This window comes from Pseudomonas sp. RC4D1 (assembly GCF_018390395.1).
Taxonomy (GTDB): domain Bacteria; phylum Pseudomonadota; class Gammaproteobacteria; order Pseudomonadales; family Pseudomonadaceae; genus Aquipseudomonas; species Aquipseudomonas danubii.
This window is the reverse complement of sequence record NZ_JAHBAW010000002.1, coordinates 1,573,233-1,598,335: the sequence shown is the minus strand read 5'-3', so window position 1 is coordinate 1,598,335 and position 25,103 is coordinate 1,573,233. Positions and strand designations below refer to the sequence as shown.

Sequence of the window (25,103 nt, the reverse complement as noted above, 5' to 3'; positions counted from 1 at the left end):
CCGTTATAATGAGCGCGGATTTTAACCGCAAGCCGGGCGTGTTCGATGTTTTGAACAGCGCCCCTTTTTATTTGGAGAGAGTACATGCCGTCGTTTGACGTGGTATCCGAACTGGACAAGCACGAAGTCACCAACGCGGTGGAAAACGCCGTCAAGGAACTGGATCGCCGCTATGACCTCAAGGGCAAGGGCAGCTTCGAGTTCAAGGACAAGGAACTGACCGTCAACCTGACCGCCGAAGCTGAATTCCAGCTCGAGGCCATGATCGAGATCCTCAAGCTGGCTCTGGTCAAGCGCAAGATCGACGTGCAGTGCCTGGAGGTAAAGGACGCTTTTGCCTCGGGCAAGGTGATGAAGCAGGAAGCCGTATTAAAGGAAGGCATCGATAAAGAGCTGGCGAAGAAGATCGTCGCCCATATCAAGGATGCCAAGCTGAAAGTGCAGGCGGCGATTCAAGGCGAGCAGGTACGGGTTACCGGCAAGAAGCGCGACGACCTGCAAGAGGCCATCGCTGCTCTGCGTGCCAAGGAATTCGGCATGCCGCTGCAGTTCAACAACTTCCGCGACTGATCCACTTCTCCGGGAACCTCTAGAGCTTTTTGGCGTCCGAGGCCGGAGCAATGGCAGAAACGATTGAGCTCCAGGTGAGCCGGTCGTTCTGCCGGTCAGTCATGCACGCCGCAACCCTGGGAATCTGGAGAGATAGATGGATTTGAACGCTGAAGTAGACAACCTGGTCCGGGCTTCCCAAGCCTGGATTCCCATGATCATGGAATACGGCAGCCGGGTGCTGCTGGCGGTAATCACCCTGGCCATCGGCTGGTGGCTGATCAACAAACTGACTCATAAAGTGGGCAAGCTGCTGGCGCTGCGCAATGCCGACCTGGCGTTGCAGGGTTTTATCAGCAGCTTGGCCAACATCATTCTCAAAGTGCTGCTGATCGTCAGCGTGGCCTCGATGATTGGTGTCGAAACCACCTCTTTCGTCGCCGCGATCGGTGCTGCCGGTCTGGCCATCGGCCTGGCCTTGCAAGGCAGCCTGGCGAACTTCGCCGGCGGGGTGCTGATCCTGCTGTTCCGCCCATTTCGTATTGGCGACTTCATTGAGGCCCAGGGCATCAGCGGTAGCGTGGACAGCATTCAGATCTTCCACACCGTGTTGCGTACCGGTGACAACAAGACGGTGATCGTGCCTAACGGCAACCTGTCCAACGGCATTATTACCAACTACAACCGTCAGCCGACCCGCAAGGTGGTGTTCGACGTGGGTGTGGACTACGACGCGGATCTGCAGAAAGCCCGCGAGGTGCTGCTGGAGTTGGCGAAAGACGAACGTGTGCTGGCCGATCCTGCACCGGTAGCTGTGGTGTCCACTCTTGGAGACAGCGCGATTACTCTGTCGCTGCGGGTTTGGGTCAAGACTGAGGACTACTGGGACGTAATGTTCCAGTTCAATGAACTGTCCCGTGATCGCTTGAAGGCAGCGGGAATCGATATTCCCTTCCCGCAGCGAGTGATTCGTGTGGTTCAGGAAGCCGCAGTGTAGTAAGTCAGTTTCAAAAGTTGGCCGTACAGTCAACTAATGCTGTTCAAGACAAGGGGCTATCGGCCCCTTGTTTGTTTTTGAGGTTCCACCAAGAGCTTGTAGTGGGGCAGATTTTGCAGACTGTTATATAGCAACTGTCGTTGATCACTATGTTAGTTAGCTTGCTATTTTATTTTGTCTTCCGCCTGATACTTTTAATGATCAAAAAAAAGCCGCCGCCCTGATTAGGGGCGGCGGCTTCTATAGATATTGCGTGTTAGCGCAATCTGCTGGGCAGCGTTATTACAAGATGCTCAGCGGGTACTCTACGATGATACGAACGTCGTTGTTATCTGCGGTGTAATCAGTGTTGTAAGCACCGTTTGCACGGTACACAGCACTACGCAGGCGGAACGACAGGTCTTTGGCTGGACCTTCTTGCATCACGTACTTGGTTTCGAAGTTGAACTCGTTTTCCTTGCCTTCGGTGTTCGACGAAGTGGTGATGTTGTCACCCTTCACGTAACGGGCCATGAAGCTCAGGCCAGGAACACCCAGAGTCGCCATGTTCAGGTCGTAGCGAGCCTGCCAGGAGCGCTCGTCTTCGCCGATGAAGTCGGAGATCTGGATGGAGTTGGCTACGTAGACAGTGCCGTTGCCGTCAACACCGTACTGGTAGTTGGTATCACCGGTAGAGCGTTGGTGGGCGATGGTGAATTTGTTCGGGCCGATGCTGTAGGCTGCTGCCAGGCTCCACAGTTTGTTGTCCAGCTTGCCGTACAGTTTCTTGCCATCGTCCGTGGTGCGATAGCCGTTGAAGTCGAGGTTCAGCGACTGGCTATCGGCGATCGGGAAGGTGTAGTTCAGGTTGATGTACTGCTTCTTGAAGTAGTCATCGACCTTGGACGTTGCCACGCCACCGACGAAGTTATCGGTGAACTGGTAGGTAGCGCCAGCGAAGTCAGCGGAAGTCAGACCTGGGTTTTTCAGGCCAGTGTCGCCGTTACGGCCGTTGATGCTGTCATTGTACTGACCGGTCTGCGAGCGCAGGGCGGTGAAGTGACCCGCATTCAGCTCCAGGCCTTTGATCTCGTTACTGGTGATCAAGGTACCGGTGGCGACTTCAGGCAGGAGACGGCTGTCGTCGGTGGAGAATACTGGGCTGGCAACCATTTGATTACCGTACTTGAGTACGGTATCGGAGATGCGGAACTTGACTGCGCCACCTACAGCAGACGAGTCTTTTTCAGGCTCGCCCAGGCGGTTGTTGGCTGCCATGCCGTTACCGGAACGACCAGCACCACCATCCAGCTTGATCACACCCATGGCGAAAGCATCAACGCCTACACCTACGGTGCCTTGAGTGAAGCCGGAGCTGTACTGCAGCAGTTCACTCAGGCCGGTGTCTTGGCGATAGCCGCTTTTGAAAGTGCCATCGTCGCGCTGACGGTTACCTGCACCGTTCTTGAAGTCACGGTTCATGTACTCAAGACGGGTTTTCGCGGTCAGGGTGCTGTCTTCGATAAAGCCCTTTGCGTCGTCCTGGGAGGACGCGATTGCGAACTGCGAGGTGCCTGCTGATACAGCCAGGGCGATCATGCTCCACTTCATCACGCGCATCGTGATTTGCTCCTTTGGTTTTAGAAGAGTACTGCCGTCCCACCTGTTTTATTATCTGGGCGGCTCTTTCTTTTTGTGTCGGCGCAAACTTATATCACGCTGACAATGTTGGCGATACTTGCCTATCTATCCTTTCAGCTTCTTTACGACCCTGTCGCAAATTGCTCGATTGGTGTCGCAATTCTGCAGCCACTCTGTATCCGGACCAACAACTTATGCAGTGTTCTTCGAAGCAATATCACGAGGAATTGAGCCCCCCATGTACACACTCTACAAAGCACCGCGGGGCAACCCTGCCACTATTATTATGAGTCTGTGACGGGCCACTTCGGGTGGTCCGCCGCAGACAATGTCGGGTTGAATGCAACAAGCGTGCACAAACCGATTTTGCCCCGTATTTTTTCTGCTGGGCGGCATGCTGACCTGTAAAAACCGCATAAAATCGCTCTTCCAAGCGTCTTTTTGTTTGGCTTGACGCCATGCTCTTCCTGGTGCAGGGCTGTGCAATAAGTTGCACAGCGTGCCAAAACGTTACCGCCGCACACTGCAAAGTGAGTAGACGGCGGATGCTTGAGGATTCCAGCGTAGACCGTCTGTACGATTCTGGTGCAAAACTTTTGCAACGCTGTGCACGGTTCATACAGTCATGGGCAAGTAGGGTGAGGAACATCAATGGCTTGGCCAGTCACTTTTCGGGTGTTTCCTGTGCCTTGTACGCAAATGGTGCGAAGCGCCGGAAAGTGTCCTGCTGTGGGGCGTGGCTCTTGCATTGAGGTGGCTCCTTGCCAAGTGGTGCGGGGGCGCTATCCGGGCTCAGGCTCATTGATCATGAAGCCCGATGCATTCGCAGGTATGCTGCGCGTCTGTCGCCTGGCCAGTGCCGTTGATGCTGAAAACCAGGCTGGAATGAGTTGAGCGGGAGTAAGCGCGGTGTTCACTTTAGATTCACGGCTGCAACAAGACACATTGCCCATTGGGGATTTCCCCCTCTGCCGGTTGTTGCTGTCCAATGATGCAAACTATCCCTGGTTCATCCTGGTGCCACGTCGGGAAGATATCAGTGAGTTGTTTCAGCTGGATGTCACCGAGCAGCAGCAACTGTGGCGGGAAACCACGGCTCTGGCTGAAGTGCTCAAGGACTCCTTCGACGCCGACAAGATGAATGTGGCGACCCTGGGTAATGTGGTCAGCCAGTTGCATATGCATGTGATCGTGCGTAAGCGTGATGATGCCGCCTGGCCCGCGCCGGTTTGGGGCAAGCATCCGGCCAAGCCTTATAGTGCGCAGCAGGTTGAGGCGATCCGTGATCGGTTGCGGGTGGTGTTGGCCGATGATTTCCAGTTTCTGGAGGACTGAACTATGAGCCTGGAAGAACGTGTAACCGATCTGGAGAGCCGTCTGGCGTTCCAGGATGACACCATTCAAGCCTTGAACGATGTGCTGGTATCGCAACAGAAGGTTGTGGAACGCCTGCAGTTGCAGATGAGTGCCTTGCTCAAGCGCCAGGAAGAAATGGTCGGGCAGTTCGAATCTTTCGAGGAGGAGGCGCCGCCGCCACATTATTGAGGGAGAGCAGGTGTCTTTGATGCATAAAAAAACCGCGCCTTGGCGCGGTTTTTTTGTGGGCGTGGATCAGCGGCGTGGCAGTGCGGCGATGACATCTTCGGCTTGCAGGCCCTTGTCGCGGTTCATCACCGAAAACTCTACGCGCTGGCCTTCTACCAGGACACGGTGGCCTTCTCCGCGAATGGCGCGAAAGTGCACGAAGATATCGTCGCCGGAGTCCCGGGAGATAAAGCCGAAACCCTTGGAGGTGTTGAACCACTTCACGGTACCGGTATCGCGATTGCTCATGTCGTAAGTAGGCGCAGTGGAGGCCGCCGGTGAGGACTTGTAAAAGCTGATGGCCAGATGCAGGGCCACGGCGAGCACAGCGATCAACAAACTGGCCAGGACTGCCGGTTGGCCGCCAATGACAGGCATGGGTGCCAGCAGGGTGAGGGTTTGCAGGACCACAACCAGCACCAGCAGGGCACTGACCAGGTTCTGCAGATGATGGCGCGAGCCTTTGTTCCAGTAAGGGATAACTGGAGCGAGGATCAGGTTGAGCAGGCCGAAAAGGGCCAGGTAAATAGCATCGGGTTGTTGCAGGTAGGGAATTGCGTCGGATCTAAGGCTCGGAATCAAGGACAGCAGCAGAGCTGCAATGCCTGTCAGCAGGTGGACGATTTTCAACATTTTGATTAACTCACGTTAAGAAGGAAGCACAAGGAAGAGCTGATCACGCACGGTTCGCTTCTGAACAAATAGGTGAGGCGGTGGTTACGTACGCGGTGTCAGCCTATGCGCGCTGGCCGAAGAAATAGGCAACAGCGACACGGGCTCTATTTAACAGCAAAGCCCAGGCCTTCTCAAATCAGCAGCGGCCCGTTGGCGGGGGGCGCAAATGCCGTGGCTCAGGCGGTGGGTTCGCAGTATTGGGCAAAGGCCTGTTCTAGACAGATGGCAGAGGGTTTTCCAAGGAACGTCGGTTTTTCCCTGCTGTCAAAATCGGCTCGAACTCAAGGCTTAAACGCCTTGGCTGGGCCGCGAGACAATCCACCGCAGGCTGATCGACGATCCTGGTCGGCGAGGGAGCAGTACTCTTGCTAGAGTGGTCCGGCAGCTGATTGGGTGAATCCATCCCGTTAACGGAGAGAAACATGGCAATTGATATCGGTATCAGCGAAGAAGATCGTAAATCCATCGTCGACGGCCTTTCCCGTCTGCTTTCGGATACCTACGTGTTGTACCTGAAAACCCATAACTTCCATTGGAACGTCACCGGTCCACAGTTTCGTACTCTGCACCTGATGTTCGAAGAGCAATACAACGAACTGGCCCTGGCCGTCGACCTGATTGCCGAACGTATCCGTGCCTTGGGCTTCCCGGCTCCGGGCGCTTATTCCATTTATGCCCGACTGTCCTCGATCAAGGAGGAGGAGGGCGTGCCGGCGGCTGAAGAAATGATCAAGCAGCTGGTGGCCGGTCAGGAAGCGGTAACCCGCACCGCCCGCGGCATCTTTCCGTTGCTGGACAAGGTCAGCGATGAACCGACGGCGGATCTGCTGACCCAACGTATGCAGGTGCATGAAAAAACCGCATGGATGCTGCGTTCTCTGCTGGAAAATCGTTAAGCCTGTAATCGCGAATGGCGCCCTGGGCGTCATTCGCGCCTTTTCACAGCGTCCGCTATCTATATGGTCATACGGCTGCACAGGGCCGATTTAATGGATATAATCCCGCTCTTTGCTAAGTAGCCCGAGCTTTGGCGTGGGCTCTGGCTGTAGTTCAAGCAGTAATCTGGATCGCCGAGACGCCCCCCATGCCCATGTACGACTACCAATGCGCTTCCTGTGGTCATCAGTTGGAAGCCATTCAAAAGATCAGCGCCGCGCCGCTGGTCGACTGCCCTGCCTGCCAGGCGCCTGAACTGAAAAAGATGCTGTCCATGCCCGGTTTCCGCCTTAGTGGTACCGGCTGGTATGAAACCGACTTCAAGACCGGCTCCAAGAAGAACCTGGCCGGTGGCGACAAAGCTGACTAAGTTGAACGACACGCGCGAGTTCTTGCACTATCCGGCACCTCATGGTGCGCAAGGCCTCCATCGAATTTCGAATTACGAGAAGTGAAACCACTACCATGATGCGCAGCCATTATTGCGGCCAACTGAACGAAAGCCTGGAAGGTCAGGAAGTAACCCTTTGCGGATGGGTCCACCGTCGCCGTGACCACGGCGGGGTGATTTTCCTCGATATCCGTGATCGTGAAGGTCTGGCCCAGGTGGTGTTCGACCCGGACCGCGCTGAAACCTTCGCCGCCGCCGACCGCGTGCGCAGTGAATACGTAGTCAAGATCACCGGCAAGGTGCGTCTGCGCCCGGCCGGTGCCGGCAACGCCAACATGGCTTCGGGCATGATCGAAGTCCTGGGCTACGAGCTGGAAGTGCTGAACGAAGCGGAAACCCCGCCGTTCCCGCTCAACGAATACTCCGACGTGGGTGAAGAAACCCGTCTGCGCTATCGCTTCATCGACCTGCGCCGTCCGGAAATGGCCGAGAAGCTGCGTCTGCGTTCGCGCATGACCACCAGCATCCGTCGCTACCTGGACGAGAACGGTTTCCTCGACGTCGAAACCCCGATCCTCACTCGCGCCACCCCTGAAGGTGCTCGCGACTATCTGGTGCCGAGCCGTACCCACGCCGGTAGCTTCTTCGCCCTGCCGCAATCGCCACAGCTGTTCAAGCAATTGCTGATGGTGGCCGGCTTCGACCGCTACTACCAGATCGCCAAGTGCTTCCGCGACGAAGACCTGCGTGCCGACCGTCAGCCTGAGTTCACTCAGATCGACATCGAAACCAGCTTCCTCGACGAAAAAGACATCATGGGCCTGACCGAAGGCATGATCCGCAACCTGTTCAAGGAAGTGCTGGGTCTGGAGTTCGGCGAATTCCCGCACATGACCTTTGAAGAAGCCATGCGCCGCTACGGTTCCGACAAGCCAGACCTGCGCAACCCGCTGGAACTGGTGGACGTTGCCGATCAGCTCAAGGAAGTGGAATTCAAGGTCTTCAGCGGCCCGGCCAACGATCCGAAATGCCGTATTGCCGCCCTGCGCGTTCCTGGCGGGGCGAGCATGCCGCGCAAGCAGATCGATGATTACACCAAGTTTGTCGGCATCTACGGTGCCAAGGGCCTGGCGTACATCAAGGTCAACGAGCGCGCCAAGGGTGTTGAAGGCCTGCAATCGCCGATCGTGAAAAACATTCCGGAAGCCAACCTGAACGTGATCCTGGATCGCGTGGGTGCGGTCGACGGCGATATCGTGTTCTTTGGTGCCGACAAGGCCAAGATCGTCAGCGAAGCCCTGGGCGCCCTGCGCATCAAGCTCGGTCACGACCTGAACCTGCTGACCTGCGAATGGGCTCCGATGTGGGTAGTCGATTTCCCGATGTTCGAAGAGAACGACGACGGTAGCTTCACCGCCTTGCACCACCCGTTCACCGCACCGAAATGCTCGCCTGAAGAGCTGGAAGCCAACCCGGCTACCGCTCTGTCGCGCGCTTACGACATGGTTCTGAACGGCACCGAGCTGGGTGGCGGTTCGATCCGTATCCACCGCAAGGAAATGCAGCAAGCGGTGTTCCGCCTGCTGGGTATCAGCGAAGCCGAGCAGGAAGAGAAGTTCGGCTTCCTGCTGGACGCCCTCAAATACGGCGCGCCGCCGCACGGTGGCCTGGCTTTCGGTCTGGACCGTCTGGTGATGCTGATGACCGGCGCCCAGTCGATCCGTGAAGTGATCGCCTTCCCGAAAACCCAGAGCGCTGCCTGCGTCATGACTCAGGCACCGGGTCTGGTGGATGCCAAGGCTCTGCGCGAGCTGCACATCCGTCTGCGTGAACAGCCTAAGGCTGAATAAGCCGGCCCGATAAGGCGCACCTTCGGGTGCGCTTTTTCTATGGGTCGAGTTTTTGTTGTCCGTACCCGCCAAGTGGCGCGGGCAATGTTTCAAAGAGAATTTGGAGCAAGTTATGGCAGGTCATTCCAAGTGGGCGAACATCAAGCACCGCAAAGAGCGTCAGGATGCCAAGAGAGGCAAGATCTTCACCAAGTGGATTCGTGAGCTGACTGTTGCCGCCCGCCAGGGCGGTGGCGATCCGAACTCCAATCCACGCCTGCGCCTGGCCCTGGACAAGGCCCTGGGCGCCAACATGAGTCGCGACATCATCGATCGTGCCATCGCCCGTGGCACCGGCGCTGCCGGCAGCGACGACGTGGTCGAGCTGACTTATGAAGGTTACGGCCCCAACGGCGTGGCGGTGATGGTCGAATGCATGACCGACAACCGCAACCGTACAGCGGCTGCTGTTCGTCATGCCTTCAGCAAGTGCGGTGGCAATCTGGGCACCGACGGTTCGGTGGCCTATCTGTTCGAGCGCAAGGGGCAGATCACCTTCGCCGAAGGTGTCGATGAAGACGCGCTGATGGAAGCGGCGATGGAAGCCGATGCCGACGACGTGGTCACCAATGAAGACGGTTCCATCGACGTGTTCACCTCGTTCGCCGGTTTCTATGGCGTGCGCAATGCCCTGGAAGCGGCAGGTTTCACTGCTGCGGACGCAGAAATCGTCATGCTGCCCACCACCAGTGCCGAACTGGATCTGGAAGGCGCGGAAAAGGTTCTCAAGCTGATCGATATGCTGGAAGACCTGGATGACGTGCAGAACGTCTATTCCAACGCCGATATTCCTGAGTCGGTCGCCGAGCAGCTCGGCTGATTCAACTGCACTAACCTTGAGGCCGGATGTGCGAAGCCGTGAGTGTTACGCGGCGGGGTGCCTCCGGCTTCTGCCTTTTCGCTGTTCCGGTCGTGGCCGGCAAGCCTCTTTACTCAAGCAGCAGGCGTTATGACTCTTATTCTTGGCATCGACCCCGGTTCGCGCATTACCGGCTATGGCGTGGTTCGAGACACGGGGCGCGGCTGTGTGTACGTGGCCTCCGGTTGCATCCGTACCGGCGCCGGCGAATTGCCGGAGCGGCTGCAGATCGTCTATCGCGGTGTTCGTGAGGTCATCCAGACCTACGGTCCGGTGACCATGGGGATCGAGAAGGTGTTCATGGCGCGCAATGCCGACTCGGCGCTGAAGCTCGGTCAGGCACGTGGCGCAGCGATTGTCGCCGGCGCCGAAGAAGGACTGGAGATTGCCGAGTACACCGCCACCCAGGTCAAGCAGGCTGTGGCCGGTACCGGTGGCGCCAATAAGGAACAGGTGCAAATGATGGTCATGCACCTGCTCAAATTGACCACCAAGCCGCAGATCGATGCCTCGGACGCCCTGGCCATCGCCATCTGTCACGCCCACACCCGTTCCAGTCTGCTGCCTCATGGGCTGGGAACGGCACGCAGTCGTGGCGGTCGCTTGCGTCTCTGATAGCATCAGCGCAGTCATTTTAGGAGTGGAGCGTTGCGCGGCCGAGTCCCCGGCCCGCACGCTTGCTCTGTGAGTCGCCAGCTGCGGGCTGGCCATCGCCTAAGGATCTGAAACGTGATTGGACGCTTGCGCGGCACTCTGGCTGAGAAACAGCCGCCGCACCTGATTCTTGATGTAAATGGGCTGGGGTATGAAGTCGAAGTGCCGATGACCACCTTGTATCGCCTGCCGTCGGTCGGCGAACCCCTGACCTTGCACACCCATTTGGTCGTCCGCGAGGATGCGCAGTTACTCTACGGCTTCGCCAGCAAGCGCGAGCGAGACTTTTTCCGGGAGTTGATCCGTCTCAACGGTGTGGGCCCGAAACTGGCCCTGGCCTTGATGTCCAGCCTTGAGGTGGATGAGCTGGTGCGTTGCGTGCAGGCCCAGGACACCTCGGCCTTGACCAAGGTGCCCGGGGTCGGCAAGAAAACCGCCGAGCGCTTGCTGGTGGAGCTCAAGGACCGCTTCAAAGCCTGGGAAACCGTACCGAGCATGTTTGCCCTGGTGCCGAACCAGCCGGATGCGCCGATGCCGGTGGCCAGCGCCGAGTCGGATGCGGTCAGTGCGCTGATCTCCCTGGGCTACAAGCCGCAGGAAGCCAGCAAGGCGGTTTCCGCGATCAAAGACAAAGGCTTGAGCAGTGAAGACATGATCCGCCGAGCCCTGAAGGGAATGATTTAAGTGATTGAAGCTGACCGTCTGATCGCCGCCACGGGCCCCCGTGAGCGCGAGGAAATCCAGGACCGGGCGATTCGTCCAGTCAGTCTGGCCGACTATATTGGCCAGCCTAGCGTGCGCGAGCAGATGGAGCTGTTCATCCAGGCGGCCCGCGGGCGCAACGAGTCTTTGGATCACACCTTGATCTTCGGCCCTCCGGGACTGGGCAAGACCACCCTGGCCAACATCATCGCCGAGGAAATGGGGGTATCGATCAAGAGCACTTCCGGCCCGGTGCTGGAGCGCCCCGGTGATCTGGCGGCGCTGCTGACCAATCTTGAACCCCATGACGTACTGTTTATCGACGAGATTCATCGGCTGTCGCCGATCGTCGAGGAAGTGCTGTACCCGGCCATGGAGGACTTCCAGCTCGACATCATGATCGGCGAAGGCCCTGCGGCGCGCTCGATCAAACTGGACCTGCCGCCGTTCACTCTGGTGGGGGCGACCACGCGTGCGGGGATGCTGACCAACCCGTTGCGCGATCGTTTCGGTATCGTCCAGCGCCTGGAGTTCTACAGCACGGCGGATCTGGCGACCATTGTCAGTCGTTCCGCCGGCATTCTCGGCTTGCCGTTGGACCCGGAGGGCGCCTTCGAGGTGGCTCGGCGTGCCCGGGGTACTCCGCGGATCGCCAATCGGCTATTGCGCCGGGTGCGGGATTTTGCCGAAGTGCGAGCCAAGGGCCATATCACCAAGCCGATCGCTGATCTGGCACTGAACCTGCTGGACGTTGATGAGCGTGGCTTCGACCACCAGGACCGGCGTCTACTGCTGACCATGATCGAGAAGTTCGACGGTGGCCCGGTAGGGGTCGACAGCCTGGCTGCGGCCATCAGCGAAGAGCGTCATACCATCGAGGATGTGCTGGAACCGTACCTGATCCAGCAGGGCTACATCATGCGTACCCCTCGTGGTCGTGTGGTGACCCGGCATGCGTACCTGCACTTCGGTCTAAACATTCCGTCACGAATGGGGGACATGCCCGTGGTAGACGAATTCCTCGATGCCGTGGACGATTAGTAACCCGCGCCTTGTCGATTTATTCGGGGTTTGTGCTGTCCTAGGGACTGGCGTCGTTAAAACTTCACGAAAAGTCGTTCAAGAATGAAAAAACAGTTGCCTGGCCGGATTGGCAACCTGAGGAGTAAGCACTAGAGTATGCGCGCGCAAAACGGGCTTGAGCCGTTCGCACATCGTTGTCGCGTTTATTACGAGGACACCGATGCTGGCGGCATCGTGTATTACGTTAATTACCTTAAGTTTATGGAGCGGGCTCGAACCGAGCGGCTACGACACTTGGGCTTTGCCCAATCGCAGCTGGCAGGGGAGAACCTGTTATTCGTCGTGCATTCCAGCGAAGCGCGTTATCACGCGCCGGCGCGACTGGACGACGAGCTTCTGGTCAGTGCCCAAGTCACCGAATTGAACCGGGTCAGCCTGCGCTTCACTCAGCAGGTCAGGCGATCCACGGATAATGCGCTGCTCTGTGAAGGGCAGTTTTTGGTGGCCTGTGTGCGCGCCGACACTTTCAAACCCCGCGCCATTCCAGACGCTCTGCGTACGGCCTTTGCCGACGAGAGCAGCGCGGGTACACACTCAGAGCAGGAGATAAAGCGTGGAAGCTAACGTCGTCGACCATTCCTCCATGTGGAGCCTGGTCAGCAATGCCAGCGTTGTAGTGCAGTTGGTAATGCTGACCCTGGTTGCCGCATCGGTGACTTCATGGATCATGATCTTTCAGCGCAGCAACCTGCTGCGCGCCGGTCGACGTGCCCTGGAGAGCTTCGAAGAGCGCTTCTGGTCCGGTATCGACCTGTCCAAGCTGTACCGTCAGGCGGGCAGCAACCCTGACCCGGATTCGGGCGTAGAGCAGATCTTCCGTGCCGGTTTCAAGGAGTTCTCCCGTCTGCGCCAGCAACCGGGCGTCGATCCTGAAGCGGTCATGGAAGGTGTGGCCCGCGCCATGCGTGTAGCGATTTCCCGCGAAGAAGAAAAGCTCGAACAGAGCCTGCCGTTCCTCGCCACCGTCGGTTCCGTCAGCCCGTACATCGGTCTGTTCGGTACTGTCTGGGGGATCATGAACTCCTTCCGCGGCCTGGCTCAGGCACAGCAAGCGACCCTGGCCACTGTGGCCCCGGGTATCGCCGAAGCCCTGATCGCTACGGCCATCGGCCTGTTCGCGGCCATCCCGGCGGTGATCGCCTACAACCGTTTCGCCGCTCGTGGCGAGACGCTGATCAGCCGCTACTACACCTTCGCCGACGAGTTCCAGGCGATCCTGCACCGTAAAGTGCACACCAGCGAAGAGTGAGCAGGTAAACCCAATGGCCCGAGTTCGCCACAAACGCAAGCCGGTTGCCGAGATGAACGTGGTGCCCTACATCGACGTGATGTTGGTACTGCTGGTTATCTTCATGGTGACCGCGCCGATGCTCAATCAGGGCGTGAAAGTTGATCTGCCCAAGGTTTCCAGTGAAGCCTTGCCCCAGGACAACAACACCCAGGTACTGACCATTTCGATCAAGGCTGACAAGACCTACTACTGGAACCTTGGCAGTGAAGTCGACACCGAAAAGCAACAGGACAAGGCGATGACCTTGCCGCAGATGACCGACGCGGTGACCAAGATCATCCGTGCCGGCAACGAAGGCGGCAAACACACCCAGGTGTTCATTCGCGGTGATAAATCCGTCGACTACGGCGCCGTGATGGGTGCCATGGGCGGCCTGCAGAAAGCCGGAGTCGGTAACGTTGGCTTGATTACCGAGGCGCCCTGATGCACCAACAGCGAGAGCCGTCCGCCTCGGAAAGCTACTTCTGGCCTAGTGTTTGGGCAATCGCCCTGCACGTGCTGGTGTTTGGCATGCTGTTTGTCAGCTTCGCCATGACCCCGGAATTGCCCCCGGCCAAGCCGATCGTCCAGGCGACCCTGTATCAGCTGAAATCCAAGAGCCCGGCGACCACCCAGACCAATCAAAAAATTGCGGGTGAGGCGAAGAAATCCGCCGCGCGTCAGACCGAAGCCGAGCAGTTGGAGCAGAAGAAGGTCGAGCAGGAAGAGATCAAGGCTGCGGAACAAAAGAAAGAAGAGGCTGCTCAAAAGGCCGCGGAAGCGAAAAAGGCCGATGAAGCCAAGAAAGCTGACGAGGCGAAGAAGGCTGATGAAGCCAAGAAAGCTGCGGAAGCCAAGAAGGCTGAAGAGAAGCAATTGGCTGATGTAGCCAAGAAGAAAGCCGAAGAAGAAGCCAAGAAAGCCGCTGAAGAAGAGGCCAAGAAAAAGGCCGCTGAAGAAGCGAAGAAGAAAATCGTCGAAGACGCGAAGAAGAAAGCCGCGGAAGACGCGAAGAAGAAAGCTGAAGCTGACGAGGCGAAGAAAAAGATCGCTGAGGATGCGAAGAAAAAAGCTGCTGCCGACGCCGCGAAGAAAAAGGCCCAGGAAGCAGCGCGCAAATCTGCCGAAGAGAAAAAGGCTCAGGCCCTGGCAGACTTGCTATCCGATACGCCGGAGCGTGAAGCCACGAAGTCGGATGAGGTGGGGGACAGTGTCGCGGGCAGTTTCGATGACCTGATTCGTATCCGTGCAGCGGAAGGCTGGGCTCGTCCTCCTTCGGCGCGCAAGGGCATGACGGTGGAACTGCGGATCGGCATGTTGCCTGATGGCACGGTGACTACGGTTAGCGTGATCAAGTCCAGTGGTGATGGTCCGTTCGACGCCTCGGCGGTGGCGGCAGTCAAGAACATTGGGCGTTTGACAGAAATGCAGGGTTTGAGTCCGAAGGACTTCGCTCCCTATCGTTCATTCAAGATGACATTCACACCTGAGGATCTAGCCTTGTGAGAAACCTTCTTCGAGGAATGCTTGTCGTTATTTGCTGTATGGCAGGGATAGCGGCAGCGGATGAAAAAAACATTCTGGTCACCAGCGGCAGTGATCGGGCCACTCCGATCGCGGTAGTGCCGTTTGGCTGGCAGGGCGGTAGCGTGCTGCCGGACGACATGGCGCAGATCATCGGTGACGACCTGCGCAACTCGGGTTACTACGCACCTATCCCCAAGCAGAACATGATCAGCCTGCCGACCCAGGCCAGCGAAGTCATCTTCCGTGACTGGAAAGCCCTGGGCGCGCAGTACGTGATGGTCGGCAGCATTGTTCCAGCGGGTGGTCGCCTGCAGGTGCAATACGCACTGTTCAACGTCGCCACCGAGCAGCAAGTGCTGACCGGTAGCGTGTCGGGCAGCGTCGATCAGTTGCGTGACATGTCGCACTACATTTCCGACCAGTCCTTTGAAAAGCTCACCGGCATCAAGGGCGCGTTCTCGACGCGCCTGCTGTATGTGACGGCTGAGCGTTTTTCGGTGAACAACACCCGTTACACCCTGCAGCGTTCGGACTACGACGGTGCGCGGGCCGTGACTCTGTTGCAGTCCCGCGAGCCGATTCTGTCGCCGCGTTTTGCACCGGATGGCAAGCGCATTGCGTACGTGTCGTTCGAGCAGAAGCGTCCGCGCATCTTCGTCCAGCACATCGACACCGGGCGCCGTGAGCAGATCACCAACTTCGAAGGCTTGAACGGTGCACCTGCCTGGTCGCCTGATGGCAGCCGCCTGGCATTCGTGCTGTCCAAGGATGGCAACCCGGATATCTATGTGATGAACATGGCATCCCGGCAAATCAGCCGTGTCACCAGTGGCCCGGGCATCAATACCGAGCCGTTCTGGGGCAAGGATGGTTCCACCATCTATTTCACATCCGACCGTGGCGGCAAGCCGCAGGTCTATAAAAGCAATATCAACGGTGGTGGCGCCGAGCGTGTGACCTTTATTGGTAACTACAACGCCAACCCGAAACTTTCTGCTGACGAAAAGACCCTGGTAATGATTCACCGCCAGGATGGTTTCACCAACTTCCGGGTGGCGGCTCAGGATTTGCAGCGCGGTAGCGTAAAAATCCTTACAGACACCAACCTTGATGAGTCAGCTACTGTTGCGCCCAACGGCACCATGGTAATCTACGCCACCCGCCAGCAGGGCCGGGGAGTCTTGATGCTCGTGTCCATTAATGGACGTGTGAGGCTCCCGCTTCCTACCGCTCAAGGCGAAGTCAGAGAACCGTCCTGGTCCCCTTACCTGAACTGACGCGGCGCTACAATGTTTCACTTAACACACTGGGGTTCATTAGGAGTTTCACGATGGAAATGTTGAAGTTTGGTAAGTTTGCTGCGCTGGCTCTGGCCATGGCTGTGGCTGTAGGTTGCTCCTCCAAAGGTGGCGACAACGCCGGCGAAGGCGCTGTTGATCCAAACGCTGGTTACGGCGCTAACACTGGTGCTGTTGATGGCTCCCTGAGCGAAGAAGCTGCTCTGCGCGCAATCACCACCTTCTACTTCGAATACGACAGCTCGGACCTGAAGCCAGAAGCCATGCGCGCTCTGGACGTTCACGCCAAAGACCTGAAAGCAAACGGCGCTCGCGTTGTTCTGGAAGGCAACACCGACGAACGTGGTACTCGTGAGTACAACATGGCTCTGGGCGAGCGTCGTGCGAAAGCCGTTCAGCGCTACCTGGTTCTGCAGGGCGTTTCCCCTGCACAGCTGGAGCTGGTTTCCTACGGTAAAGAGCGTCCAGTTGCTACTGGCCACGACGAGCAGTCCTGGGCTCAAAACCGTCGCGTCGAACTGCGTAAGTAATTCGTCATGCGAACGTGCCGTCGTGCTGTAACTATTTTGGCTCTCAGTCTCACGCCGCTTGCGGCGTGGTCTGCGGTTCCTGTGGTCGATAACAACTCCGGCTATAACAATAGCGGGAGCAGTTATCCGCCAGCGGGTTATGGCACGAACGGCGCCTATGCCGGGGGAGGGGTTTCGACCCCTGTCTCGGCACAGGGCGAGCTGTTCCAGCAACTGCAGCAAATGCAGGAGCAGATTGCACGCCAACAAGGCGTGATCGAAGTTCTGCAAAATGATGTAGCGCGCATGAAGCAAGAAAGCCTGGAGCGATATCAGGATCTTGATCGGCGCATAGGAAGCGGTGTTGCACCCGCCGCGACTCCTGAGAATTCTTCTACCGGTGGCGATAGCAATGCCGCCGGTGCCGCCGGCGCTGCTGCCCAGGCACCAGCTGCCAGCAGCGAACCCGGTGATCCGGCCAAGGAAAAGCTCTATTACGATGCTGCCTTCGACCTGATCAAAGCCAAGGATTTCGACAAGGCCAGCCAGGCTTTCTCGGCATTCCTGCGCAAGTACCCCAACAGTCAGTACGCCGGCAACGCCCAGTACTGGCTGGGTGAAGTGAACCTGGCCAAGGGCGATCTGCAAGGCGCAGGTCAGGCGTTCGCCAAGGTTTCCCAGCTGTATCCCAAGCACGCCAAGGTGCCGGACTCGCTGTACAAGCTGGCTGATGTAGAGCGCCGCTTGGGTCATACCGACCGGGTCAAAGGCATTCTGCAGCAGGTGGTAGCCCAGTATCCGGGCACTTCCGCCGCTCAGTTGGCACAACGGGATCTGCAACGCATGTAAATGCGTTGGCGGCCGTTACAAGAAACCCGCGCTTGCCGCGGGTTTTTTCGTTAGAATCCATGCCCTTTTTTCTGAAACACGCTTCCTGGGATCTGCGCGATGGCGGGGTTCCTTGAAGTGCCTGACGGAGGCGGACAGCCTGTTTAGCTGTTACGCCCGTGGCGACTATGCAAGACACATTGAGAATCACCGAAGTTTTCTACTCGTTGCAGGGGGAAACTCGGACTGCCGGGCTGCCCACGGTTTTTGTGCGCCTGACCGGTTGTCCGTTGCGTTGCCAATACTGCGACAGTGCCTACGCCTTCAGCGGCGGCACCCTGCGTACTCTCGACAGCCTGCTGGAGCAGGTTGCCGATTTCCGTCCGCGTTACGTCTGCGTCACCGGCGGCGAGCCGCTGGCCCAACCCAATGCCATTCCCTTGCTCAAGCAGCTGTGCGATGCCGGTTATGAAGTGTCGCTGGAAACCAGCGGCGCCCTGGATATTTCGGCCGTGGATCAGCGCGTCAGTCGGATCCTTGATCTGAAGACGCCGGGCTCCAAGGAAGCTCATCGCAATCGCTACGAGAACATCGAGCTGCTGACCGCCAACGATCAGGTCAAGTTTGTCATCTGTTCCCGCGAGGACTATGACTGGGCCGTGTCCAAGCTGATCCAGTACGGCCTTGAGCGACGTGCCGGCGAAGTGCTGTTTTCGCCGAGCCACCACGACCTGAATGCACGGGACCTGGCGGACTGGATCGTCGCTGACAACCTGCCGGTACGCCTGCAATTGCAGCTGCACAAATACCTTTGGAATGATGAGCCGGGGCGCTGACATGACTGAGCAAGCACAGAACCAAACCTTGACCGAAAAACGTGCAGTGATCCTGCTCTCCGGTGGCCTGGACTCGGCGACCGTGGTGGCTATGGCCCGCGCCGAAGGCTACCGCTGCTACACCATGAGTTTCGATTACGGCCAGCGCCATCGTGCCGAGTTGCACGCTGCCGAGCGCGTGGCGCGGGATCTGGGCGTGGTGGAGCACAAGGTGATTGGCCTGAACCTCAACGGTATTGGCGGCTCGGCACTGACCGACAGTTCCATCGATGTGCCGGAAACTCCCGGTGAAGGTATTCCGGTGACTTATGTGCCGGCACGTAACACCGTATTCCTGTCCCTGGCCCTGGGCTGGGCGGAAGTCCTGGAGGCGCGGGATATCTTCATTGGCGTCAACGCCGTGGATTACTCCGGCTATCCGGATTGCCGTCCCGAGTTTGTCGAGGCGTTCGAGCGCATGGCCAATCTGGCGACCAAGGCCGGTGTCGAAGGGCAGGGCTTCCGTATCCAGGCGCCTCTGCAGAACCTCAGCAAGGCCGAGATCATCAAGGCCGGGGTGCGCCTGGGAGTGGATTACGGGCTGACGGTTTCCTGCTACCAGGCGGACGACAGGGGGCATGCGTGCGGTAAATGTGACAGCTGCCGTCTGCGTGCGGAGGGCTTCAATGCAGCCGGTATCAGCGATCCAACACCTTATTTTTGATTTTTTTCACATAGGGTGTTGAATTCCCGTTAGAAATCAGTATTATACGCGCCACCACACAGCGGGTCGTTAGCTCAGTTGGTAGAGCAGTTGGCTTTTAACCAATTGGTCGTAGGTTCGAATCCCACACGACCCACCATATTTGGCGGTTTAGAAAATCCGGAAGGCCCACGAAAGTGAGGATTTCCGGGTTTTTTTTTGCCTTGCAAAAACGCCCCTGCCGCGCTGCGATGGTTCAACTCCCCAGCTCCCCCCACGACTCAAAGCCCCGTGTTTCTGTAACGACTGGCCTTTTGCCGGTAGCCCGACTCCTCCCTAAAAACCTTGATAAATTCAGGGGCTTTATCTGAATTCCCACTTTTTTTCAGTGGTTATCGCTTTAAATTCGAAATAAGTGTGGGTCTCGTTGACAGTGCAAATGCCTCCCGCGTAAATCTTGCCGCCATTGCCGACAGGGGTTGCGTCCCTGGCAAGGAGAACACGTACCAGGGTCGGTAACTTCGCAACCAGCAGGGCTTTGCCCTGCCTGCACGAATCTGTCCCTGAGTATGTGCGTGAGTCACAAGCCCGGCTTACTCAAGGTGACAGGATGTTCACAGAAGCGGTTGCAATATCCGTTAAGCGCAGCGCCCCCTCCAGCCCTTCCGTTGTTCGTGGCAAGGGATGCTTTCTTTACGATGAGCAGGGCAAATCCTTTCTCGACATGTCCGGTGGCAGCGGCGCCGCCAACCTGGGTTATCAGCGCGATGACCTGGTCGAGGTCCTCAAGCGTCAATCCGAACTGCTGATTCATACCGGCTGGAACATCGACAACCCGCAGCGCCATGAAGTGGTGGCCAAGCTGGAGGGCCTGGTGCCCTACGCGCAAGCTTCGGTGTTTGCCGCGGTCACCGGTGCCGAGGCGATCGAGGTAGCGCTGAAAATTGCCCGCGCCGCGACCGGACGCCAGGGCGTGATGTATTTCCACAATTCCTTCCATGGCAAGACCCAGGGCGCCTTGTCGGTGACCTCCAACCGCGGTTTTCGCAAGCACCTGGCCGGTAGCGACAGCCTGCAACTGACCGCCCTGGCCCTGGATTATGACGCCGACCAGGACCCGGCCCGAGCCGCCTTGTGGCGCGAGCAACTGGCCGAGGATCTGCGCCAGGCGCAGCAGGCCAATCGCTTGCCGGCGGCGCTGATCATCGAACCGATCCAGGCGGCGGAAGGCATGTACCCGGTGCCCCTGGCGTTGCTCGAAGCGATTGTCGAACTGGGCAAGACCTTCGGCGTGATCACCATCTTCGATGAGATCTACACCGGTTTCGGTCGCACCGGGACCCCATTTTTCAGCAACCCGCAGCTACTGCCGGACTTGCTGGTCCTGGGCAAGGCCCTGGGCAACGGCCTGCCGATTTCTGCAGTGGTGGGCCGCCCGGAGTTGGTGGACTGCCTGGGGTATGCCGAGCACTCCTCCACCTTCACCTTGATGCCCCTGGCCTGCGCCGTGGCCTCCAAGGTGCTGGACATCTATCACCAGGAGCAACCCTGGGAGTGGGCGGCGAGCAACGGCGCCTATCTGCGCCAGGCCCTTGAGGAACTGGGGGCGCAGGATGCGCGGGTGGTCAATGTGCGCGGTTGCGGCCTGATGCTCGCCTTCGATTTCGAGGGCCAGGGTCAAGGCGGTGATGTACTGGCCCTGCGCAACCGCCTGCTGGAGCACGGCGTGATCGTGCGCACCGGCGGACGCAATCCGGCGACGGTCAAGCTGACCCCGCCACTGAGCATCTCCCGGCAGGAAATCCAGGCATTCATGCAGACGCTGCAGGGCGTTTGCCGCTCCCTCTAATAACAACAAGGCAGGGATATCATGTTGCAGGCTTTTGCTCGCATGGCGGGTACCGATGTTGCAGGAATCATTGATGTCCAGGGCAGCCTTGGTTTTGCCGAGCTAGACCAGTTGCGCGAGGCCTTCAGTGCCGAATTGGAAGGGTTGCAGCAGCCGGTGGTGGCGTTGTATGCCAGCCATGGCCGGGCCATGTATGCGGCGCTGATCGCGGCCCTGTCCAGCGCCCGGCGCGTGGTGTTCATTGACCCGGCGAGCAACCTGGACGAACTGGCGCCGGTGCTTGAGCGCCTGGGTGTGAACCTGATCCTCAATGGCACGACGCGGCCCGGCGCGCAACTGAGCGCCTCCTTGCCGGTGCTCGACCTGCTGCAGCTGCAGCCCCGGCCCGCAGCCCCTGGCCGTGCATACCCGCTGCGCTGCCAGGAGTACGTGATCTTCACCAGCGGCTCCACCGGCGAGCCCAAGGCCATAGTGCAGCGCATCGAGGCCCTGGGTCGGCACATCGACAACTACATCGGCTATGTCGGTATCGGCCCCGGGCAGCGTGTCCTGCAACTGGCTTCTGCGGGCTGGGACGCCGGCCTGATGGACATCTTTGCCAGCCTGAAGACCGGCGCCACCCTGTGCAGCCTCAATCCCCGGGAACATGATTTCGCCGCCGTCGAGGCAATGATCGCCGAGCACGACATCGACGTGCTGCACATGACCGTGCCTTACCTGCGAGCCTTCTACAGCGACGCCAGCGCCACTTACGCCCGGCCCAAGCGGTTGGTGATCGGTGGCGAGATCATCCACCCCTCGGACATCCAGCGTTTCAACCAGGCCTTTGCGCCAGGTTCGCAATTGTTCAACGCCTACGGGCCGACCGAGTGCACCACCGCGTTCTACGCCAGGATCGATCAGGGGCAGACCCTGCAGGACCCGACCTGGGCCCTGGATCGTCCGGTGGAGGGTGTAACCCTGGAGATCGCCCAGGAGCCAGGGCAGCCCTATGGCGAGGGCGTGGGTGAATTGCTGCTCTATTCCTCCCTGGTTGCCCGGCGCCTTGACCCGGCCAGCGGGCTGATCGTCGATCTGACCCAGCCCAGCCCCATGGACCCGGAGCGCCCGTGCTACGCCACCGGCGATCTGGCGTGCCGCCTGCCTGATGGCGCCATTCGCCTGCTGGGGCGCAAGGACTCCATCATCAAGGTCAACGGGCAGAAGGTCAGCCTGGTTCAGGTGGAGTCGGAGCTCAAGGCCCTGGCCCAGGTGCAGGAAGCCTGCGTGATCGCCCATCAGGCGGGGGATAACGTGGCCCTGGTGGCCTTTGTCATTGCCCGCGAAGCCAGCCTCGACGAAGACCTGCTGCGTCAGGCCGCCAGGGCCGCGCTACCGGCGCACAGGGTGCCGGCGCGGTTCATGCTGGTGGAGCGTTTCGCCCTGAACCGCAATAACAAGATCGACCGGCAGGCGCTCGCGCAACTGGCCGCCAGTGCCATGGCACCAACGTCAACAGAGGCCGCATCGGAGCCTTTGTGGCAGGCCATCGGCCAGGTGCTCGGCGGGCAGAGTGCGGACCCGGCCAGGAGTTTTATCGACAATGGCGGTGATTCGCTGCGGGCCTTGCAGGTGGTCGCCACGCTGAAGAGAAAAGGTCTGGTGCTGGACCTGGAAGAGCTGCTGTCGGATCAGGCGCTGGGGCAGTTGCAGCTTCTGCCAGCGAAGGCCAAGGCCCGTCCCGGAGTTTCCCGAGCACAGGCCATTGGCTTGCCCAATCGGCGTTTTCTGCTCAGCCGCGGGATCAGCGACCTGGACCACTGGAACCAGGCCCTGGTGCTGGATATCGCCGAAGGCGAGGAGCCAGGGCGGGTCAGTCAGGCGTTGCGGGCGATATTCAGCCATCACTTCATCGAGCAAGGTGTGCAGGACCTCGGCTTGCTGCCCGCCACGACGGACCTGCAGCAAGCCGTGACCCAGACCTGCGCGACCATCTCCCTGAGTCAGGGGCAGCACTTGTGTTTCAGTCAGCAACAGGACGCCGATGGCCACCACCTGATCATTGCCGGGCATCAGTTCCACGTCGATCGGTACTCCTGGATGCTATTGGTTTCCGAGCTGGACGAATGCTTGGTACGGGGCCTGGAGTGCATGCAGCGCTGGGCTCGGCCAACGGCTTTCGAGGAGTGGCAGCAGACCTACCAGCGTGAGCATGCCGCTGCTACCCATGAGGCGTTCTGGGAGGCGCTGCCGTGGAGCCGCTGCGGGGCGTTGACGGAGCAGCCGCCCGAGTTTCCCCGGCGTGAGGCTTTTCGGCGTGTCGAGCTGTCGCTGGGGCCGGTCCGCGACCTGCCGCAGTGGGCCCAGGGCGTTGCCGAGACCAGCCAGCTGTTGCTGGCGGCGATTCTCCGTGCCATGAGCCAGGGCGACGACAACCCGTTCCAGAAAGTCCATGTGCTGGATCACGGCCGGGCCCTGGACAAGAGTGGCGCCGAGCTCAACAGCGTGTTCGGCTGGCTGACAGTGATCTACCCCCTGGTGTTGCAGATCACCAGCCTGGACCTGCAGGCGATTGCCGGCGCAATCAAGGCCAGCCAGCAGGCCAGCCAGGGGATCGCCCACAGTTTCGGCAACCGCTATTTCGCCACGCCCGAGGCCGAGCGGCTCAAGGGCCTGTTCGATTGTGGCTACAGCTACAACTTCCTCGGCGCCGTGGAGAACGAACCTGGGGCCCGGGTCGGCGTGCATCCCTTGAGCCTGCAGTTGATGCAGGGCAGCCCCAGCCATCACCTGGAGTTCACCGGCTACCTGGCTGCGGGCGAGCTGTTGCTGAAAATCGATTACGACCCGCAGGTCTTCGGCGCCGAGCGCCTGGAGTCGTTGCTGAGCGGAATCGTCACTGCCTTGAACTAGAGAAACCTCCATGAACGCCATGCCCGATAACAACAAGAAACCTCGTTCACTGGTTGCCGTGCTGATGTTTCTCGGTTGCCTGCTGATCTGGTCCACCAACTGGATCGCCATCTCCCTGCAGGTGGAGCGCAGCGACGTCGGCTCTTCGCTGATGCTGCGCTTCCTGATCGCCTATGGCGTGCTGTGGTTGTGGCAACGGCTGTTCGCCGGCCCCCGGCAACCGGTGGCACGCAAGGCCTACCTGCTGATGGCCACGGTGGGGGCGGTGTACTTCTATGCCGGCATTGGCCTGGCTTACCTGGCCACTGCCTACCTGGGCGCTGCGCAGATGGCCTGCCTCAGCGCCTTCGTTATTTTCTTCATCATCGGTCTCAAGCGGGTGTTCCTGCATGTGCCGGTTGCCTTGCATAACCTGCTCGGCGCAGTGGTGTGCATTGCCGGGCTGGGGGTGTTCATGCTTGGCGATCCGGGACGGCCGCTGTCGCTGGCTGGGGTGGCTCTGGGGCTGACGTCCTTTCTGGCGGTGGCCATCGCCTCGGTGCTTTCCGAACATATCCAGAAGACCTTCCAGCTCGGCACCCTGCACATCAACAAGGTCGCGTCCGGCTGGGCCTGCGCCCTGTACGCCATCAGCCTGCTGCTCAGCGGCCAGGGGCTGCAGCTGCCCGCAACCCTGGCCGACCTCGGCATCCTGCTGTACCTGGGGGTGGTGTGTTCGGCATTGGTGTTCGTGCTGTTCATCGACCTGATCAAACGCATGGGCGCCGAAAACGCCGGCTACGTCGGCGTGCTGTACCCGATTGGTGCCAGCTACCTGTCGGCGTGGTTGGGGGAGACGCCCCTGAGCCTGCACCTGATGCTCGGCAGCGCCCTGGTGATGCTGGGCAGCCTGATCAACTTCAAGTTTCGCTACCACCCCGCCCCCAAGAAAGTGGAGTTCAGCTGAATGAGCAATGTACGGATACGCCAGGCAACCACGGACGATCTGATCGGTATTTTCGAGGCCCACCGCAACTCGGTAGAGCGCCTGTGCACCTCTGAATACAGCGATCAGCAGATCCGCATGTGGCTCGATGGGCGCTCGCCGGAAACCTACCGCGAAGCCGTGGAAAAGGGCTTGTTGTGGCTGGCCGAGGGCGAGCAGATCGAAGGTTTCGTCGAGCTCGACGGCAACGAGATCAGCAAGTTGTTCATGCGTGGCGACGGTGCCAGGCGCGGTATCGGCAGCCGCTTGCTGGAGGTGGCACTCGCTCGACTGCGGGCCAGCGGTGCCCGCTCCGCCTACCTGGAGGCGACCCTGACGGCCGAAGGCTTCTATGCCCATCACGGCTTCCAGAAGATCGGCGAAGGTACTTTCAGCCGAGGCAACAGCCCGGTCTCCATCGAAATCATCAAGATGGAACGCCCGCTTTGAGCTGACTGTCAGCGGCCACTTCAGCACTGCAGGTTCTGCCCGCTCCTGATTCGCAGGGG

General features: G+C 59.2%; 26 protein-coding genes and 1 tRNA gene. 25 read left to right on the top strand and 2 right to left on the bottom strand.

From position 1 onward, the window contains the following. Window positions 1-84: 84 nt before the first annotated feature. Both KHO49_RS22915 and KHO49_RS22910 read left to right on the top strand, forming a co-directional pair. A complete protein-coding gene (locus KHO49_RS22915) occupies window positions 85-570 on the top strand; it encodes a YajQ family cyclic di-GMP-binding protein (protein ID WP_102860550.1) in 486 nt (161 codons plus the stop codon). A gap of 136 nt (window positions 571-706) precedes the next feature. Continuing rightward, window positions 707-1,546 (top strand): mechanosensitive ion channel family protein, encoded by an 840-nt coding sequence (locus KHO49_RS22910; RefSeq protein WP_102860551.1) that lies wholly within the window; start codon window positions 707-709, stop codon window positions 1,544-1,546. A 282-nt stretch (window positions 1,547-1,828) separates the two neighbouring features. Here the strand turns inward: KHO49_RS22910 and KHO49_RS22905 are convergent, their stop codons facing one another. Next, complete coding sequence (locus KHO49_RS22905; protein WP_102880692.1) at window positions 1,829-3,145, bottom strand: OprD family porin; 1,317 nt, start codon at window positions 3,143-3,145, stop codon at window positions 1,829-1,831. A 930-nt stretch (window positions 3,146-4,075) separates the two neighbouring features. Here KHO49_RS22905 and KHO49_RS22900 point away from each other — a divergent pair. Both KHO49_RS22900 and KHO49_RS22895 read left to right on the top strand, forming a co-directional pair. Continuing rightward, window positions 4,076-4,501, top strand: coding sequence for an HIT family protein (locus KHO49_RS22900; protein ID WP_213665860.1), 426 nt, complete (start codon window positions 4,076-4,078; stop codon window positions 4,499-4,501). 3 nt (window positions 4,502-4,504) lie between these two features. After that, on the top strand, window positions 4,505-4,711 hold the full coding sequence (locus KHO49_RS22895) for a SlyX family protein (RefSeq protein WP_102860554.1): 207 nt from the start codon (window positions 4,505-4,507) through the stop codon (window positions 4,709-4,711). A 66-nt stretch (window positions 4,712-4,777) separates the two neighbouring features. Here KHO49_RS22895 and KHO49_RS31310 read toward each other — a convergent pair whose 3' ends face one another. Continuing rightward, window positions 4,778-5,383: a cold-shock protein gene (locus KHO49_RS31310; RefSeq protein WP_102860555.1), complete on the bottom strand. Its 606-nt coding sequence runs from the start codon at window positions 5,381-5,383 to the stop codon at window positions 4,778-4,780. Window positions 5,384-5,847: 464 nt separating this feature from the next. On the opposite strand from KHO49_RS31310, the gene KHO49_RS22885 reads away from it, so the two are divergent. The 21 genes from KHO49_RS22885 to KHO49_RS22785 all read left to right on the top strand — a co-directional run bounded on the left by KHO49_RS22885 (window position 5,848) and on the right by KHO49_RS22785 (window position 25,044). Further along, window positions 5,848-6,321: a Dps family protein gene (locus tag KHO49_RS22885; protein ID WP_011063023.1), complete on the top strand. Its 474-nt coding sequence runs from the start codon at window positions 5,848-5,850 to the stop codon at window positions 6,319-6,321. A gap of 188 nt (window positions 6,322-6,509) precedes the next feature. Continuing rightward, window positions 6,510-6,731 carry an FmdB family zinc ribbon protein gene (locus KHO49_RS22880; RefSeq protein WP_010457489.1) on the top strand — a complete coding sequence of 74 codons (222 nt, stop codon included), beginning with the start codon at window positions 6,510-6,512 and terminating at the stop codon, window positions 6,729-6,731. Window positions 6,732-6,826: 95 nt separating this feature from the next. Beyond that, on the top strand, window positions 6,827-8,602 hold the full coding sequence (gene aspS, locus KHO49_RS22875) for an aspartate--tRNA ligase (protein WP_011063022.1): 1,776 nt from the start codon (window positions 6,827-6,829) through the stop codon (window positions 8,600-8,602). Window positions 8,603-8,714: 112 nt separating this feature from the next. Further along, window positions 8,715-9,461, top strand: coding sequence for a YebC/PmpR family DNA-binding transcriptional regulator (locus tag KHO49_RS22870; protein ID WP_102860556.1), 747 nt, complete (start codon window positions 8,715-8,717; stop codon window positions 9,459-9,461). 129 nt (window positions 9,462-9,590) lie between these two features. After that, the gene (ruvC, locus tag KHO49_RS22865) at window positions 9,591-10,115 is read left to right on the top strand and encodes a crossover junction endodeoxyribonuclease RuvC (RefSeq protein WP_016963215.1); all 525 of its coding nucleotides are present in this window, start codon (window positions 9,591-9,593) and stop codon (window positions 10,113-10,115) included. A gap of 114 nt (window positions 10,116-10,229) precedes the next feature. Further along, on the top strand, window positions 10,230-10,838 hold the full coding sequence (gene ruvA / locus KHO49_RS22860) for a Holliday junction branch migration protein RuvA (RefSeq protein WP_102880689.1): 609 nt from the start codon (window positions 10,230-10,232) through the stop codon (window positions 10,836-10,838). Beyond that, the gene (gene ruvB, locus KHO49_RS22855) at window positions 10,839-11,897 is read left to right on the top strand and encodes a Holliday junction branch migration DNA helicase RuvB (RefSeq protein ID WP_011063018.1); all 1,059 of its coding nucleotides are present in this window, start codon (window positions 10,839-10,841) and stop codon (window positions 11,895-11,897) included. A 138-nt stretch (window positions 11,898-12,035) separates the two neighbouring features. Then, window positions 12,036-12,503, top strand: a complete 468-nt coding sequence (gene ybgC, locus KHO49_RS22850) for a tol-pal system-associated acyl-CoA thioesterase (protein WP_102860558.1) — start codon at window positions 12,036-12,038, stop codon at window positions 12,501-12,503. After that, the gene (gene tolQ / locus KHO49_RS22845) at window positions 12,493-13,188 is read left to right on the top strand and encodes a protein TolQ (protein WP_011063016.1); all 696 of its coding nucleotides are present in this window, start codon (window positions 12,493-12,495) and stop codon (window positions 13,186-13,188) included. The genes ybgC and tolQ overlap by 11 nt, the downstream gene beginning before the upstream one ends. A gap of 13 nt (window positions 13,189-13,201) precedes the next feature. Then, on the top strand, window positions 13,202-13,654 hold the full coding sequence (gene tolR / locus KHO49_RS22840; RefSeq protein ID WP_011063015.1) for a protein TolR: 453 nt from the start codon (window positions 13,202-13,204) through the stop codon (window positions 13,652-13,654). Then, entirely contained in the window at window positions 13,654-14,715 is a 1,062-nt protein-coding gene (gene tolA, locus KHO49_RS22835) for a cell envelope integrity protein TolA (RefSeq protein ID WP_102860559.1), read from the top strand. The genes tolR and tolA overlap by 1 nt, the downstream gene beginning before the upstream one ends. Before the next feature lie 17 nt (window positions 14,716-14,732). Beyond that, the gene (tolB, locus tag KHO49_RS22830; protein WP_170001676.1) at window positions 14,733-16,013 is read left to right on the top strand and encodes a Tol-Pal system beta propeller repeat protein TolB; all 1,281 of its coding nucleotides are present in this window, start codon (window positions 14,733-14,735) and stop codon (window positions 16,011-16,013) included. A 53-nt stretch (window positions 16,014-16,066) separates the two neighbouring features. After that, the gene (gene pal / locus KHO49_RS22825) at window positions 16,067-16,564 is read left to right on the top strand and encodes a peptidoglycan-associated lipoprotein Pal (protein WP_003227510.1); all 498 of its coding nucleotides are present in this window, start codon (window positions 16,067-16,069) and stop codon (window positions 16,562-16,564) included. A 6-nt stretch (window positions 16,565-16,570) separates the two neighbouring features. Further along, window positions 16,571-17,392 (top strand): tol-pal system protein YbgF, encoded by an 822-nt coding sequence (ybgF, locus tag KHO49_RS22820; RefSeq protein ID WP_102880688.1) that lies wholly within the window; start codon window positions 16,571-16,573, stop codon window positions 17,390-17,392. Between the two features lie 167 nt (window positions 17,393-17,559). Then, complete coding sequence (gene queE, locus KHO49_RS22815; RefSeq protein WP_102860562.1) at window positions 17,560-18,207, top strand: 7-carboxy-7-deazaguanine synthase QueE; 648 nt, start codon at window positions 17,560-17,562, stop codon at window positions 18,205-18,207. A gap of 1 nt (window position 18,208) precedes the next feature. Beyond that, window positions 18,209-18,910, top strand: coding sequence for a 7-cyano-7-deazaguanine synthase QueC (queC, locus tag KHO49_RS22810; RefSeq protein ID WP_102860563.1), 702 nt, complete (start codon window positions 18,209-18,211; stop codon window positions 18,908-18,910). A gap of 63 nt (window positions 18,911-18,973) precedes the next feature. Continuing rightward, a tRNA-Lys gene (locus KHO49_RS22805) sits at window positions 18,974-19,049 on the top strand. Window positions 19,050-19,499: 450 nt separating this feature from the next. Beyond that, a complete protein-coding gene (locus KHO49_RS22800) occupies window positions 19,500-20,738 on the top strand; it encodes an aspartate aminotransferase family protein (protein ID WP_213665859.1) in 1,239 nt (412 codons plus the stop codon). Between the two features lie 21 nt (window positions 20,739-20,759). Next, window positions 20,760-23,630: an AMP-binding protein gene (locus KHO49_RS22795; RefSeq protein WP_213665858.1), complete on the top strand. Its 2,871-nt coding sequence runs from the start codon at window positions 20,760-20,762 to the stop codon at window positions 23,628-23,630. 10 nt (window positions 23,631-23,640) lie between these two features. Then, window positions 23,641-24,576 (top strand): DMT family transporter, encoded by a 936-nt coding sequence (locus tag KHO49_RS22790; RefSeq protein WP_102880684.1) that lies wholly within the window; start codon window positions 23,641-23,643, stop codon window positions 24,574-24,576. After that, on the top strand, window positions 24,577-25,044 hold the full coding sequence (locus KHO49_RS22785; protein WP_102860567.1) for a GNAT family N-acetyltransferase: 468 nt from the start codon (window positions 24,577-24,579) through the stop codon (window positions 25,042-25,044). It begins immediately after the preceding gene. The last annotated feature ends 59 nt before the right edge of the window (window positions 25,045-25,103 follow it).

Coding starts and splice junctions, on each gene's coding strand:
- KHO49_RS22800 (WP_213665859.1), top strand. CDS start 19,500: ATGTTCACAGAAGCGGTTGCAATATCCGTTAAGCGCAGCGCCCCCTCC.
- KHO49_RS22880 (WP_010457489.1), top strand. CDS start 6,510: ATGCCCATGTACGACTACCAATGCGCTTCCTGTGGTCATCAGTTGGAA.
- KHO49_RS22895 (WP_102860554.1), top strand. CDS start 4,505: ATGAGCCTGGAAGAACGTGTAACCGATCTGGAGAGCCGTCTGGCGTTC.
- KHO49_RS22885 (WP_011063023.1), top strand. CDS start 5,848: ATGGCAATTGATATCGGTATCAGCGAAGAAGATCGTAAATCCATCGTC.
- queE (WP_102860562.1), top strand. CDS start 17,560: ATGCAAGACACATTGAGAATCACCGAAGTTTTCTACTCGTTGCAGGGG.
- aspS (WP_011063022.1), top strand. CDS start 6,827: ATGATGCGCAGCCATTATTGCGGCCAACTGAACGAAAGCCTGGAAGGT.
- ybgF (WP_102880688.1), top strand. CDS start 16,571: ATGCGAACGTGCCGTCGTGCTGTAACTATTTTGGCTCTCAGTCTCACG.
- KHO49_RS22910 (WP_102860551.1), top strand. CDS start 707: ATGGATTTGAACGCTGAAGTAGACAACCTGGTCCGGGCTTCCCAAGCC.
- ruvC (WP_016963215.1), top strand. CDS start 9,591: ATGACTCTTATTCTTGGCATCGACCCCGGTTCGCGCATTACCGGCTAT.
- KHO49_RS31310 (WP_102860555.1), bottom strand. CDS start 5,383: ATGTTGAAAATCGTCCACCTGCTGACAGGCATTGCAGCTCTGCTGCTG.
- tolR (WP_011063015.1), top strand. CDS start 13,202: ATGGCCCGAGTTCGCCACAAACGCAAGCCGGTTGCCGAGATGAACGTG.
- queC (WP_102860563.1), top strand. CDS start 18,209: ATGACTGAGCAAGCACAGAACCAAACCTTGACCGAAAAACGTGCAGTG.
- ybgC (WP_102860558.1), top strand. CDS start 12,036: ATGCGCGCGCAAAACGGGCTTGAGCCGTTCGCACATCGTTGTCGCGTT.
- KHO49_RS22785 (WP_102860567.1), top strand. CDS start 24,577: ATGAGCAATGTACGGATACGCCAGGCAACCACGGACGATCTGATCGGT.
- KHO49_RS22790 (WP_102880684.1), top strand. CDS start 23,641: ATGAACGCCATGCCCGATAACAACAAGAAACCTCGTTCACTGGTTGCC.
- tolB (WP_170001676.1), top strand. CDS start 14,733: ATGCTTGTCGTTATTTGCTGTATGGCAGGGATAGCGGCAGCGGATGAA.
- tolA (WP_102860559.1), top strand. CDS start 13,654: ATGCACCAACAGCGAGAGCCGTCCGCCTCGGAAAGCTACTTCTGGCCT.
- KHO49_RS22795 (WP_213665858.1), top strand. CDS start 20,760: ATGTTGCAGGCTTTTGCTCGCATGGCGGGTACCGATGTTGCAGGAATC.
- KHO49_RS22870 (WP_102860556.1), top strand. CDS start 8,715: ATGGCAGGTCATTCCAAGTGGGCGAACATCAAGCACCGCAAAGAGCGT.
- KHO49_RS22905 (WP_102880692.1), bottom strand. CDS start 3,145: ATGCGCGTGATGAAGTGGAGCATGATCGCCCTGGCTGTATCAGCAGGC.
- KHO49_RS22915 (WP_102860550.1), top strand. CDS start 85: ATGCCGTCGTTTGACGTGGTATCCGAACTGGACAAGCACGAAGTCACC.
- pal (WP_003227510.1), top strand. CDS start 16,067: ATGGAAATGTTGAAGTTTGGTAAGTTTGCTGCGCTGGCTCTGGCCATG.